Below are 14919 nucleotides of genomic sequence, written 5' to 3' on the forward strand. Positions count from 1 at the left end.
GTCATTTTAATTTTTCGCCTATGTAGTTAATCAGACAAGATTATGGCGAATCGAGTAAATAGCAAGTTGTGTCCGGTCTCTTAAATCTAATTTATGTAAAATTTGGCTCGTATTGTTTTTCACAGTTCCTACTGATAAACCTAATCGCTCTGCAATTTCATGATTGTTAAGCCCTTCACCGATACAAGTTAAAATAGCACGATCACGCGGAGTCAGAGATGGATCTGGACTTTTATCTTCCTGTCGCTGGAGAAGAAGAGGCATCACTTTGGCGGCAACTTGATCTTCCACACTCAGTCCGCCTTTTAAGGCACTACGGATGGAGCGAATCAAAGAATCGGTATCCGCATCTTTTAAGATATAACCACTCACACCTATTTTTAATGCTTCCATCACATACTCATTATTATCAAATGTTGTTAACATTAAAACTTTAGATGTGTTCCAGCGGGTTTGTATAATTTTTGCTGCTTCAATTCCGTCCATAACAGGCATTCGAATGTCTAAAATCACTACATCAAATACGTGTTGTTCACAGAGGTGGATAGCTTCCTTCCCATTACTTGCTTCTCCGACTACCTTCATTTCCTTATCTGTTTCAATCATCATCTTTAACCCCTGCCGCACCATCACCTGATCTTCAACCAATAGTATCCGTATCATCATTTCCCTCCTGATCTGTTATTTTTATAAAACCCCTGACAATGAATTGCTCTTCCGTTTTATGTACTTCTAATTTCCCGCCAATTTTTTCTAGTCTTTCCCGCATAGAGATCAGTCCGAACCCTTCCTTATATCGATAATTATTTATTACGGGATTGCTGATTTCAAAACGAAAAACACTGCCCCCTGGAGCTTCAAACGAAACCTCAGCCTCTCTGGCATTACTATGTTTCATTATATTCGTCAATGCTTCCTGTACAGAACGAAAAATGACGAAAGACTGTTCACCTGTAAGCGGCACTGTAAAAGCCCCGTGCTTGACAGAAAAATGAATCCGGATAAAGCTTTCTGTTTCCAGCTTACGGATTAATCGTAAAATACCCTGAAGTCCTCCAACTTCATTGGTTTTAAGCACTTTTACAGCATTTCGCGTTTCCTCAAGACTTTCACTTGCAAGTGTCTTTAAAGATTGAATCTGCTTCTTATCTTTTTCATTTGCCGTTATCCTCAAAACTTCTATTTGCATAAGGAGCGCAGTAAGTTTGTGACCAACAGAATCATGAATCTCATGTCCAATCAGTGTACGTTCTTCCTGCCTTGCTGACTCTTCCTCCGAGGCAATCCCCCTTTTTAATCTCCTATATTCACTGAGTAAGGCATCATACCTGAGGAAAAAATCATCCTTCGCGTTCTTTGTTTGCTTAAAAAGAATGAGTGCGGCAATGAGGCAAGCAAAATACGTCAAGATAAAACTAATAACAGATACGGAAAGCTCTGTATTTAAAATGATAGAGATCATTCCTACAACAGAAACGACTACAACCATACTAGCTAGGCGAGTTGACAATTGATAAAAGGCCTCTGCAATTAACAAGGATAAAATCAACAATAGAAACGGATTAAATCCTTCCCCTTGCTGCGGGAATAATGTAATGACCGAAGCTAATGCATTAATAGCAATTATAATGGTGGAAACGACTGGCTTTTCCTTAACAAGCGGCATGAGAAAAAAGAGAATAAAAAACACCGACAAACCAAGCAGTCGCCATGTTATTTCTGACGCACCACCTGCAAAATATAGAATAGCAAAACTCCAAACGACTGTATTAAATAAGAACCATATCCAGTATAACTTCATACATATTTTCCCTTTCCTTCTACTGAATATATCGTACCAAATAGGGTTTGGGATGACAATGGGAAATGTATTTCTGGGAAGGAGAGTGTTTTTTCAGGAGAAAGTTAGTCATTACATCATTTTGTGGAATTTATTGCAATAGAATTTTAAGCTGTCGCTAAGCTTTCCTCTAAGGTTTAAATGGTTCTAGAAACGACAATGTATTTTTTAGTGACATGGAAGCTATAAACTCGAGTAATTATTTTATCAAACTGTTTGAACTTACCACTGTAAAACAGAGTATTATCATATTAAAAGACCAGTCAAATAATGTGGAATAAGGGAAAGGATTGTTTTTGAGTTTGTTCTTTAGGTTTATTTATTGTATTAATGCTTACCAAGTCCAATAGTGCTTTGATAATAGGCGCTGTAATCAAAATTAAGTCTTATTCTTATTTTCATTATTATATATTTGATAGAAAAGAGGTAACTAATCGTGCAGTTTACTTGAATAAGAAGATGTCTTTTTAGTATCTCCTTCACATTCAGCTTGAAATTTGTACAGCCTGCAAAATTCCCGCAAGGTTGTCTGTATCCCATGTAAATTTTGCATTTACTTATGAAAAAGTTTACTTTACCATTCATTTACCCCCAAATTTCTAAAAAAAAGAGAGGTGAATAACTCACCTCTCTAAAATAATCATATGTAGTAGCCCTGCTTTTGCTTAATTAGAAGCAGATGGCATTGGTTTACATGGCTGAATGGTTAATAATGATCTTGGTTTTGTAAGGCTCACTTTAATACCAGCTTTTTTTAAACGGTTCACTAAATCTACGATCTGTGTTTTCTCCATTTATAAAACTCCTTTTTTCCTGCCTTTATACTTTATATATTAAGGGATAATTATGAAAAAACTATGAACAATCCTTTATTTTTTTCCTTCTTTTATAACTTTTTTGTGAAAAAAGTATAATAGAATCATGATTTTGTTGGATAAACAGAAAACTGGCTTGTATGTATTGTCCAAACTTATCGTATTGTCTATTTTATCATTACTTACCCTTTTAGAATTATGACAAAACCTCAACATTTTCATTTCAACCACATATATTTATATTCGCTTTAAAGTGGTAAACCCCTCTATTTTTTCGTGTTTTTTCAAATAAATATGATCTAGATTAACACTGTGACTTAAGTTAATGTTATAATTTTATCGATTATGATGCATGGAGGAATATAATTAATGCTAACTGTTACAAACGTAGGTCTCCGTTATGGCGACCGCAAATTATTTGAAGATGTGAATATTAAGTTTACACCTGGCAATTGCTATGGTTTAATTGGCGCAAATGGTGCGGGTAAATCCACCTTTTTAAAAATTTTATCTGGCGAAATTGAATCACAGTCCGGAAATGTTAGCTTAGGTCCAGGAGAACGGCTTGCAGTCTTAAAACAAGACCACTTTGAATATGAAGAATATGAAGTATTAAAAGTGGTGATTATGGGTCATGCACGCCTATATGAAGTGATGCAAGAAAAAGATGCTATTTACATGAAAGCCGATTTCTCAGATGAAGATGGTATGAGAGCTGCCGAATTAGAAGGTGAGTTTGCTGAGTTAAATGGTTGGGAAGCAGAATCAGAAGCGGCTATTTTACTTAAAGGTCTCGGCATTCCAGAAGAGTTGCATACGAAGAAAATGGCTGATTTATCTGGTGGAGACAAAGTAAAAGTATTACTTGCTCAAGCATTGTTCGGAAAACCCGATGTTTTATTACTAGATGAACCGACGAACCACTTGGATATTAAAGCAATTGCTTGGCTCGAGGAGTTTTTAATTAACTTTGAAAACACCGTCATCGTTGTATCTCATGACCGTCATTTCTTAAATAAAGTTTGTACTCATATTGCTGACTTAGACTTCGGTAAAATTCAAATTTATGTCGGTAACTATGATTTCTGGTATGAATCAAGTCAATTAGCACAAAGAATGGCGCAAGATGCTAACAAGAAAAAAGAAGAAAAAATTAAAGAACTACAAAACTTTATTGCTCGCTTTAGTGCCAATGCGTCAAAATCTAAGCAGGCTACATCAAGAAAGAAATTGCTTGATAAAATCTCTTTAGATGATATTAGACCGTCATCAAGACGATATCCTTATGTAGGCTTCTCTCCTGAACGTGAAATAGGAAACGACCTATTAAGAGTGGACGGATTATCGAAAACAATTGACGGTGTGAAAGTACTCGATAATGTCAGCTTTATTATGAATAAAGATGATAAAATTGCGCTTGTTGGGGCGAATGAACTTGCTAAAACCACTTTATTTAAAATTCTGATGGGTGAAATGGACCCAGATGAAGGCTCATTTAAATGGGGAGTAACAACTTCTCAAGCTTATTTTCCAAAGGATAACTCAAATTTCTTTGAAAATAGTGAGCTGAATTTAGTTGAATGGCTTCGTCAATATTCTCCTGAAGATGAAAGTGAAAGCTTCCTTCGTGGCTTTTTAGGTCGTATGCTCTTCTCAGGTGAAGAAGTATTAAAGAAAGCAAGCGTGCTTTCAGGTGGAGAAAAAGTTCGCTGTATGCTATCAAAAATGATGCTCAGTGGGTCAAACGTTCTTCTACTTGACGAACCGACGAACCATTTAGACTTAGAATCCATTACCGCTTTAAATAATGGTTTGATTGCCTTTAAAGGTTCGATGATTTTTGCATCACATGACCATCAATTTATCCAAACGATTGCTAACCGAATTATTGAAATCACACCAAATGGAATCGTAGATAAACAAGTAACTTATGATGAATACCTTGAAAACGATGAGCTACAAAAGCAAATCGCCACAATGTATCAAGGATAATAGTATGGAGCTGGAGGTCAAGTATGGCCACCAGCTTCTTTAAATTGATAGGTAAAGACGAATTTACCTGAGCGTTCTCAAGTTTTTATCTAAAAACCCATCGTGTGTTCATCCAAGTTGCTTTCCGAAATGACTTGAAAACCATTTCTTCTCAATAGGGCTGTTGTGACACCCATACCTAATATTTGTTCCCCTTTAAATTCTCCATTGTAAATAATTGAACTACCACATGATGGACTATTTACCTTAAGAATAATGGTATTTGCTCGCAACTCTTGGGCTTTCTTTAAAGTAGCATATGCTCCGTTGATATATTGTTTTGTAACATCCTTACCTGACTTTTCAACAACTCTTGCTTTTCCGTCCAATACATCTTCCCCATCACCACCCACGATCTCAGCTGGCTCTCTTGGCGTCATAAAACCTCCGAGTAGTTCCGGACAAACAGTCATTGCTTGATTCTCTAATAAAAGGTTCTGGATTCTTTCATCTAAACTATTTGATCCATTATATCTTACATTCATTCCTGCCAAACATGCACTTACTAATATCATCAATTCACCACCACCAACTATTTTTCCATACTTTCCTATTGGCAATTGTAACCACATTCAAACTTTGCAGTTATTTAAACATTTATATACATGCATAAAAGCACAGTAAAGTTACTGTGCTTCCTTGCTACCATCTCCTATTAGGAATATCATAGCGGTTCCGTTTCCTTTTTTTGTTTATAAATAAGAAAAGCATGATTAAAATGATGGCACCTATGCCAATTACTATATAGAAAAAAAGGCTCGTATTTTCCTTCTCAGTATAATCACTAGCTTCATTTATCGTATGATGATTCGCTACTTCTTGTTTAAGCTGTTCTCTTTCCAAATTAATTTTTTGTATCACTTTATCATTATGATCAACGATTTCTAATACACCCTGATTATTTAAGTTTTCTTTAAATCCCTCAATCGGTAAAGTTACCTTGTAGCTATTTTCTGTCGGTTGAAACACTTTTTCACCAACAAAATATTCTGGTTCAGGTACAAGTTCTTTGTTTTCATAATGAGAGAAACTGTAATCAAATATGGTTTTCGTGTCTTTATAAATATCACGTTTAAAATCTGCTTTCATCACAATTGCTGTTAATGTCAATTTCCCATTATCTGCTGTGGATGCGAGTGTTTGTTTAGATTCACTAACAAAACCCGTCTTCCCGCCAGTAATCCATTCATAGGGTCTTTGTCCGGTTAAAAGTTGATGATGGCTAAGTAGTGTCGTATCCCAAGATTCACCATCCCATTTTAATTCTACAGTGCCAAAAACTTCAGCGAAGGTCGCGTTTCTCATAGCATAATTTGTAATGATTGCCATATCTTTTGCCGTTGTATAATGCTCTTCAGAAAATAATCCGTGCGGGTTTGTAAAATGAGTCTCGGTCACTTTTATTTCGTTTCGCATGTAAGCATTCAATTTTTTCGCAAAATTCTCTTCGTTACCTTCCAAATGAATGGCAATGGCCTTAGCTGCATCATTTCCTGAGTTAATGAGCATACCTTGAACGAGCTTTTTTAAAGTTACCTGCTCGCCTTCTTCTAAGTATACCTTTGTCCCCTCAACATCTACTGCTTCTTTAGAAATTGTTACAACATCATTTAAATTTCCATTTTCAATTGCATAAATAGCGGTTGCAATTTTTGTTAAACTTGCTGGATACATTTTTGTGTTTGCATTTTTTTCATACAATATAGCGCCCGTTTCTGTTTCCATAACAATCGCCGTTTCACTTACAATTTCTGGTTCATCATCCTTAGCAAATGCTGTTTGTGTACCTAATAACATGAGGAATAGGAAGATGATTATCCATTTTTTCTTCATTCATCCACTTCCATTTCTAGTGCTTTTACCCTATTGAATTGTATCAAAAAAATTGTACGTAAAGATAGATGATAACAAATTGTTACATAATTGAAAGAAGATTGTCGTATTTTGCAATAAATTATCTATTTGTGTTGCTACAGGATTAGACTAAACATCCTAGATTTTTCGCATAAAAAAGAGCATCCTCTTATTTAGATGCCCTAATTTACTAATTATATGATATTAACTACTGCCACAGCCGCTTCCGCAACTTGCACCTGAATCACCACTAGAAGAAGAACTGTCGTCGGACTTGGATGATACATCACTAGCACAGGCAAAACCGCTACATGAGGAAAAAGTAAAGCTATTCTTTGCTAGCACATCAGGTAAATAAATACTTACCGCTTCTTCGAAATTGTCATATTCAAACATTGAAAAATAAATGCAAATAAAAAGAATACTTTGGTGGGAAAATTCGGGTTTCGGTTTCAGATTCTCATTTTGCGCTTTATTTTTTTCATGGAGTTCTGTTGCAGATTTAATATTTTTTTTTATTGATTGTATCATTTCCAACTGGATATTCTTCCATTTAGAATGTGTACGGAAATAAGTCATTAACAGTTCTTTTTCACTTAAAGCCGTAAAATCAGCTAAGATTTGAGGGTGCAAAGGTTTTCTCATAAAAGATCCCCATATTTTCACACTATTCTCAGATGGTTGGAAATAACTCAAATACAATAAGTCAAAAAACGCCCTTTCATTATGTGGAGATGGATTGCCACCACCAGTGTGAGGCGTATGGTGTAAATATTGACCAAATAATTGCTTGCAAAAATCAGCATACTTTTGGGTAAATAAAATCATTTCATGCCATAATTCATCCACTTTACTACTATACATTGGTACGGATTTGAGCAGACTACATAGGAAGAAATATCTTTTTAATTCCATAAAAAGCCAATCAAATTCATGATCTTTCCATTTAGGATGTTCTTTGAGCACGCGATTTTTTAACTGCCTTTTATCGCTTTCTGTAAATGAACTCTCTACTTGATGAACTAAAGGTTGAGCAAGCGGTTGAACTAAACCAATATTATTCGGGATTGGTAATGCCTTTAAAGGTTTTGCAGCCGGTTTTAAGAACTTTGCAAATACTACAATGATGATAATGAATAAAATAATAAATAAGTACAACATTCTCTTCTTACCCCCTCTTGCTAATTATACACAAGATATTGGTACCCCACCATAAATTTGGAAGATTCGTATCTGTACACGAAATTAACATACGCACATTTATCTTTTGCGTTTTTCATTCATTGAACAATCATATTTCCGCTCAATATTTTGGACAATCGATTTTTAAAATAAAAAACTCCCCGAAGATTGCTCTCTTCATCGAGGAGTTATGACTTACTTATTCTTCTTCATATAGTTATCATATACATCATCTTTCGCCAGCCAAGCAAAGTCCGCTATCTTAATTGCATTCACGGCCGATTGAAAATCTTTAAATACCATCGCATTTTCTTGATGATTCTTTTCAATTTTCCACTGCTCTTGTTTTTCGTAGATACGATAAATGTCACCAGAGCGCCCTTCATAAATCGTACCATGACTATTTTCTTTTTGGTTCAATTTATTTTTAGGTGCATCAATTTTCAATGATTCTTCTGTGAATAATTCTACTACGAATTTTCTAAACGCGTCTTCATTCATCGTACAGCCTGATGCCTTCGCATGGCCACCTCCACCGTACGTGCCTGCAACAGCTGAAACATCGATATGATCGTGAATCGTTCTGAAGCTGACTTTGCGTCCACCCATATTAAGAATCGCAATATAATCTAAATGAGGATATTCTTTTCCTAACTCATTGCCTAGTTCGGAATGATAAGATTCCGCATGAACAACACCAACAATGTGATTATCAATCGACGCTTGGATAAGTTCTCTTTTTTTACGCTTAATATAGCGTTCAATTTTCGCTTCTTCCATTGATAATAATTTCGCTTCAAGCTCATCAAATTCAAAATCATCTGCGGATTTTAATCTTTGCAGTATCATTTCCTCAAATTCTTCTATAGAAAACATATAAAATAAATCATTCAACTGCTTCGCTTTTACATTATTATTCTCGTCCCATTCCCAAGTATCATATTGTCTAACCAATTCAATAAATTGTTCAATGGACCTTTTTGGAGATAGTTTTTTTTGCTCAACAAAATATTCATATAATAATGATGTAGCACAAGTTTGTCTCCCATCATCATATTGTACTGTTACTTTAGCCCATTCATATTGATTGAAATGTAAGGCCGTTTTATGATGATCAATTAGTTGTGCATGACCACCATGTTTGACAAAATCATCAACTCTTTTCGTGTTATCCTCATTGATCGATAAGTCTGTTATGTATAGCGTTGCATCTTTATGGTCTTTTTCAGAAAAAAACTTCTCGACTTTATAGTCTAAGCCTCCGACAGAATTATAATAAACTTGCCCTTCTTCACCTAATGCTAGTTTGATGATAATACCACAACCAACACCATCTAAGTCGTTATGAGAATATAATTTATACATTACTTCACCCGCTGTTCTAGAATATTTCAATATGTATGCTCTCCCAAAAGAGTTAGTACTATTATATATGAAAAGAACCCTGCATGAAACCGCAGGGCATTAATTTAAAACAGAAGGTAGGCAATAGGTGTGACAAGAATAAGAGCAAGGACTGTTCGCTCAAACCAAATAATCACCATTTGCCTAATGGTAAGAGGAATATCAGTTGATAATATGCAAGGAACTAAAGCCGAAAAGAAAATAATCCCACTAACAGATACAACACCAATAATAAATTTCGTCATCAAAGCGGATTCTGTCACTACCATAGAAGGTAAAAACATTTCTACAATCCCAACCGAAGTCGCTTTTGCTGTTAACATTGCTTCTGGCAATCCTAGTATAGCTGTAAATGGATAAAATAAATAAGCAAGCCAATCAAAAACTGGCGTGTATTCGACTAATACCAAGCCAATAAGCCCAATAGACATAATTGAAGGCAGGATGGACATCGTCATTAATATACCATCTTTCAAATTTTGTTTCACATTTTCAAATATTGATGGTGCCAAAGCAGCAGCTTTCATCGCTTCTTTCCACGCAGTTTTTAGCAGTGGTTTGTCATATACATCATTTTCTCTCTTCACACCCTGATAATACTCATTTGACATATTCCGTATCGGCCATATTCGTACCGTAATCGCTGTTACTGTAAATGTAATCACGAACGATGTCCAAAAATAAATCGTCCACATAGACATTAAGTCTAACGCTTTAGCTACAACAATCATAAAAGTGACAGAAACAGTGGAAAACCCCGTCACAATAATCGCTGCTTCTTTTATTGAATACTTACCTTCTTTATATATACGATTGGTAATTAATATACCGACAGAATAACTGCCAACAAAGGAAGCAACTGCATCAATTGCGGACCGTCCAGGTGTTTGGAAAATCGGTCTCATAACTGGTTTCATCAACACCCCTATAAATTCAAGTAGACCATAGCCTACTAATAAAGCTAAAAAGACAGAACCAATAGGAACTAATAAACCGACTGGCGTAACAAGGCTATCGAATAAAAACGAACCCATATTTGGAGCAAATATAAATGTGGGACCGAAATTAAAATAAACCATAAAGGCAATGACTACACCTAAAAGTTTTAAGAACGAAAATATCGCTGTGACAGTTGTTTCTTTCCAATTACCTTTTATAAATGGATATAAGCCACCTAAGAGGATAATCAAAAGCAAATAATAAGGAACGACATTACCTAGTAATTGTCGCAACCCACTGACAATATGATCGATCATAATGGAAGATTGCCCATTCAATGAGATCGGAATAAAAAACATAAAAACACCAATCATACTGTAAATGAAAAACTTCCATACATGACTATGGCTGTTTTTCGGTTGAGGATTGGTTTGGCGATTACTCAGTTCAGTTTCCATATTCTCCTCACAACCTATCTTCCTTATAATTTTATTTTTTTATAAAAAGAGACTGGCATATACCAATCTCCCCCTTACTATTAGTGACTTTTTAACGTGTTTATTACTAGAGCACCATTGTCAATAACGATTCTCCCAGCTTTAATTACCGAATGAGTATGATTCATTCCATATAAATATTGTGTTTGCATATAGTTAGGCACATCAAGTATAAGAATATCTGCCTTTTTTCCTTCTTCAAGACTGCCAACCTCATGCCCCTTCCCAATAGCATGGGCAGCATTGATGGTTGCCGCGTAAATCGCTTCAGCAGGCGTTAAGCCCATATGCATACAAGCGAGATTCATCATAAACGGTAATGAAGTTGTTGGTGAGGAACCAGGATTACAATCCGTAGACAAGGCTACGGCTACTCCTTCATCAATCATTTTTCGACCATTAGCTGCTTCTTCCATTAAGAAAAAAGCGGTACCAGGAAGAAGAACAGCGATGACACCCGCTGCTGCCATTTTTTTAATCCCTTCATCTGATGCTTTCAATAAATGATCAGCTGAGATGGCACCTACTGCTGCTGCTAATTCAGCGCCACCATACGGTTCAATTTCATCTGCATGAATTTTTGGTATTAAACCAAGATTTTTTCCTGCTAACAATAACTTCTTCGATTGCTCAGGGGTAAAAACTCCTCCTTCACAAAATACATCGTTAAAAACAGCTAACTCCTCCTCCACAACTAATGGGAGCATCTCATCAATGATAAGATCGATAAAAGCATCTGGTCGCTTCTTGTATTCTGCAGGTATCGCATGCGCGCCCATAAAGGTGCTGACAATATCAATCGCATGCAACCGGTTGAGTTCCTTTGCAACAAACAATTGCTTATACTCTGTTTCCCAGTCAAGTCCGTAGCCACTTTTTGCTTCAATCGTTGTAACCCCATGCATTAAAAAGCTATCCAATCGCTTAAGGCTCTCCTCTTTTAATTCATCTATTGTCGCTGCTCTCGTTTTAGACGTTGTGGCATGAATGCCACCTCCGTTGTTCATGATTTCCATATAGGTGGCACCATTTAACCTCATATTAAACTCTTCTTCACGACTCCCCGCATAAACTAAATGTGTATGTGGGTCCACTAACCCAGGCATGACCACCTTACCACTTGCATCAATTACTTCTGCTGAATTTAGTTCTTGCTGAAATTGGCTAATCAATTCATTTGTTTCACCGATGGCCACAATGTGTTCATCTTTTATTAGGATCGCACCATCATTAATGACGTGTAATTGATTCATCGCTGCTTTGACTGCAGGTTGTTGTGAATGCCCTTTTAATGTAAGAAGTTCATTTGCATGCTTTATAAACAAATAAGTTGAGTTCATTACCTTACCTCTCCTCTATTGATTATTTTTCCGTCTCTTTCTTGAGCATTGGTATTTGAATGCCTTTATCTATGGCCGTTTGTTTCGCAAGCTCATACCCAGCATCAGCATGCCGAACTACACCCATACCGGGATCTGTTGTAAGCACTCGCTGTAATCTCTTCTCCGCTTGTTCCGTTCCATCAGCAACAATCACCATACCAGCGTGTAAAGAATAGCCCATGCCTACTCCACCACCGTGATGTACTGACACCCAACTTGCACCACCAACACTATTAATTAGAGCATTCAAAATCGGCCAATCTGCTATTGCATCACTACCATCCTTCATAGCCTCTGTTTCCCTATTAGGTGAAGCGACAGAGCCTGAGTCAAGATGATCGCGTCCAATCACGATTGGTGCTTTTAATTCACCAGATGCAACCATATCATTAATGATCTTGCCGAACCTTGCTCTTTCACCATAACCTAACCAGCAAATTCTTGAAGGTAAGCCTTGAAATTGAATTTTTTCTCTAGCCATTTTGATCCAGTTACATAAATGTTTATTGTCAGCAAACTCTCTTAAGATGACTTCATCTGTTTTATAAATATCGTCTGGATCTCCAGAAAGTGCTACCCATCTAAAAGGGCCTTTTCCCTCACAAAATTGTGGACGGATATAAGCCGGTACGAATCCTGGAAAGGCAAAAGCATCTTTCACACCTTCATCATGAGCGACTTGACGAATATTGTTACCGTAATCAAATGTGATGGCACCTTTATTCTGCATTTCAAGCATAGCAGTCACATGAATGGCGATGGACTTCTTAGCTTGTTGCACATATTCTTGTGGATTTTCAACTCTTAACTTGGCTGCTTCTTCCATTGAAAAAGAAATAGGAATATAACCATTTAACGGATCATGTGCTGATGTTTGATCTGTTAATACATCTGGGATGAAGCCGTATTCCAACATTTTGGGGAGGATTTCCGCTGCATTTCCAAGCAAGCCAATAGACATCGCCTTTCCCTCTGCTTTTGCTTCCTGTGCAAGCACAATCGCTTCTTTCATATCATAAACTTTCTTATCCAAATACTTTGTTTCTAATCTCCGGTCAATTCTCGTCTCATCTTTATCTATTGCAATACAAACACCCCCAGCCATTGTCACTGCTAATGGCTGGGCCCCGCCCATACCGCCAAGACCCGATGTAAGTGTAATCGTTTGCTTTAAAGAACCGTTAAAATGTTGCTTAGCCAGTTCTGAAAATGTTTCATACGTTCCTTGCACAATTCCTTGGCTGCCAATATATATCCAGCTGCCGGCTGTCATCTGGCCATACATAATTAACCCTTTTTTGTCTAGTTCATGAAAGTGTTCCCAATTAGCCCATGCAGGAACAATGTTAGAGTTAGCAATTAATACTTTGGGTGCATCCTCATGTGTTTTAAAAACCGCAACCGGTTTGCCTGATTGCACAAGCAATGTTTCATCATTTTCAAGCTGATGAAGAGTTTCCATCATACTATCGTAGCTCTCCCAATTTCGCGCCGCTTTACCAATGCCGCCATATACAATTAATTCTTCAGGCTTTTCGGCGACTTCTTTATTTAAATTATTTCTTAACATACGAATAGCAGCCTCTTGAATCCAACCTTTTGCATGGAGTTCACTACCGGTATAATTAATAATTTCTCTCTTCACTTTCTCCATCAATATCCCTCCAACTCATTAATAAATTTATTTTAACTTAGAATTTTCCGAATAAACTGTCTATTAATGTTGGATTATTTATATTTTTTTGTGATTTATCACTTTGTTTTATATAGTTATTTATCCATTTATTCGATTTTTTATATAAATATAAAAAATATATAAATCTACTGCTTTTATTTTTCTTCTATTTATAAACAGTGTCATTCTTGCATAAAAGATCTGGTCTAATTCCGGTACATTAGACTTGTCTCTTTTAATTGAAGGCTGATTCTCACTCAAAACAAAAAATCCAAACAACCATTCTAATTTCTTTAAGGAAAATTGAATGATTGTTCGGATTAAGTTTGTTTATGATTTCGAGACGAGATGTTCTAGTTGTTCGTCATTGATAAAACGCTGTATATTTTCTAGCGTCAGCTGGTTAATTCTTTGCACTGCTTCAAAAGTAGCCCCACCAATATGAGGAGTTGCTATCACATTTGCTTGCTTTGACAACTCCGTAATGGAAGGCTCTTTCTCAAAAACATCTAATGCTGCACCTTTGATCACCTGATTTTTTAATGCTGCAAGCAGGTCGACTTCATTCACTAATCCGCCGCGTGAGATATTGATAAGAAACGCACTCGGCTTCATTTTTGCTAACGTTTTTTCATTGATTAGATGGCGATTTTTCTCAGATAACGACGTAGAGAGAATAATGTAGTCAGCAGTTGATAGTAATTCGTCAAGTTCAGTAAAGGTAACATTCAGCTCTTTCGCTTTTTCCTCATTTCGATAATGGCCGAAAGCAATGACTGACATATCAAAACCACTTGCTCTTTTAGCAATTGCTTGTCCGATTGCACCGAAACCAATAATCCCTAACTTCTTCCCGTAGACTTCGTTACCCATAGAGAGCTGCCATGTACCCGTTTTCATCTCATGATCTTTTTGCGCAATTTGTCTTGAAATTGACAATAATAACGAAAAGCCAAGATCTGCTGCGGAATGTGCATTTTGCCCTGGTGCATTTGTAACAACAATCCCTTTTTTCTCAGCATAGTGCACATCGATATTATCGTACCCTGCTCCGAATTTAATAATGTACTTTAAATTGGGGGCATGGTCAATGACTTCTTGATCAATTTTCACAATAGCAACGACGATGATATCAACATCTTCGACTTCTTGTAATAATTGTGATTTTGTAAGTCCACTATCACTATGAACGAACTTCACTTCAGCATTTAACCGCTTCGCTTCTTCTATAATTGTCGGATATTCCTCGATAAATGGATCTCTAATTAAATATAAAACTTTCATTTTTCATCTTCACCTT

The 14919-nt window shown here is 36.4% G+C and carries 12 protein-coding genes; 1 reads left to right on the forward strand and 11 read right to left on the reverse strand.

What is annotated here, in order from left to right; genetic code table 11:
- Nucleotides 1–30: 30 nt before the first annotated feature.
- The 3 genes from H9655_RS11820 to H9655_RS22735 form a co-directional block, all read right to left on the reverse strand.
- The gene (locus H9655_RS11820) at nucleotides 31–663 is read right to left on the reverse strand and encodes a response regulator (RefSeq protein WP_191814173.1); all 633 of its coding nucleotides are present in this window, start codon (nucleotides 661–663) and stop codon (nucleotides 31–33) included.
- Nucleotides 641–1801: a sensor histidine kinase gene (locus H9655_RS11825; RefSeq protein WP_191814175.1), complete on the reverse strand. Its 1161-nt coding sequence runs from the start codon at nucleotides 1799–1801 to the stop codon at nucleotides 641–643. Before H9655_RS11825 ends, H9655_RS11820 begins: the two co-directional genes overlap by 23 nt.
- A 704-nt stretch (nucleotides 1802–2505) precedes the next feature.
- Complete coding sequence (locus H9655_RS22735) at nucleotides 2506–2634, reverse strand: hypothetical protein (RefSeq protein WP_263600751.1); 129 nt, start codon at nucleotides 2632–2634, stop codon at nucleotides 2506–2508.
- A 390-nt stretch (nucleotides 2635–3024) separates the two neighbouring features.
- On the opposite strand from H9655_RS22735, the gene H9655_RS11830 reads away from it, so the two are divergent.
- Nucleotides 3025–4647, forward strand: coding sequence for an ABC-F family ATP-binding cassette domain-containing protein (locus tag H9655_RS11830; protein ID WP_191814177.1), 1623 nt, complete (start codon nucleotides 3025–3027; stop codon nucleotides 4645–4647).
- A gap of 89 nt (nucleotides 4648–4736) precedes the next feature.
- Here the strand turns inward: H9655_RS11830 and H9655_RS11835 are convergent, their stop codons facing one another.
- The 8 genes from H9655_RS11835 to H9655_RS11870 all read right to left on the reverse strand — a co-directional run bounded on the left by H9655_RS11835 (nucleotide 4737) and on the right by H9655_RS11870 (nucleotide 14903).
- Nucleotides 4737–5201, reverse strand: coding sequence for a DUF523 domain-containing protein (locus H9655_RS11835; protein ID WP_191814521.1), 465 nt, complete (start codon nucleotides 5199–5201; stop codon nucleotides 4737–4739).
- Between the two features lie 127 nt (nucleotides 5202–5328).
- Nucleotides 5329–6519: a D-alanyl-D-alanine carboxypeptidase family protein gene (locus H9655_RS11840; protein ID WP_191814180.1), complete on the reverse strand. Its 1191-nt coding sequence runs from the start codon at nucleotides 6517–6519 to the stop codon at nucleotides 5329–5331.
- A 225-nt stretch (nucleotides 6520–6744) separates the two neighbouring features.
- The gene (locus H9655_RS11845; RefSeq protein WP_191814183.1) at nucleotides 6745–7701 is read right to left on the reverse strand and encodes a glycine-rich domain-containing protein; all 957 of its coding nucleotides are present in this window, start codon (nucleotides 7699–7701) and stop codon (nucleotides 6745–6747) included.
- Nucleotides 7702–7917: 216 nt separating this feature from the next.
- Nucleotides 7918–9117: a DHH family phosphoesterase gene (locus H9655_RS11850; protein ID WP_318245478.1), complete on the reverse strand. Its 1200-nt coding sequence runs from the start codon at nucleotides 9115–9117 to the stop codon at nucleotides 7918–7920.
- Nucleotides 9118–9191: 74 nt separating this feature from the next.
- Complete coding sequence (locus tag H9655_RS11855) at nucleotides 9192–10523, reverse strand: YjiH family protein (RefSeq protein WP_191814185.1); 1332 nt, start codon at nucleotides 10521–10523, stop codon at nucleotides 9192–9194.
- Between the two features lie 80 nt (nucleotides 10524–10603).
- Nucleotides 10604–11902, reverse strand: a complete 1299-nt coding sequence (gene hutI, locus H9655_RS11860; protein WP_191814187.1) for an imidazolonepropionase — start codon at nucleotides 11900–11902, stop codon at nucleotides 10604–10606.
- 22 nt (nucleotides 11903–11924) lie between these two features.
- The gene (gene hutU, locus H9655_RS11865; protein ID WP_191814190.1) at nucleotides 11925–13598 is read right to left on the reverse strand and encodes a urocanate hydratase; all 1674 of its coding nucleotides are present in this window, start codon (nucleotides 13596–13598) and stop codon (nucleotides 11925–11927) included.
- Nucleotides 13599–13949: 351 nt separating this feature from the next.
- Nucleotides 13950–14903, reverse strand: a complete 954-nt coding sequence (locus H9655_RS11870) for a phosphoglycerate dehydrogenase (protein ID WP_191814192.1) — start codon at nucleotides 14901–14903, stop codon at nucleotides 13950–13952.
- Nucleotides 14904–14919 lie beyond the last annotated feature (16 nt).

It is taken from the genome of Cytobacillus stercorigallinarum (assembly GCF_014836495.1).
Lineage (GTDB): Bacteria > Bacillota > Bacilli > Bacillales > Cytobacillaceae > Cytobacillus > Cytobacillus stercorigallinarum.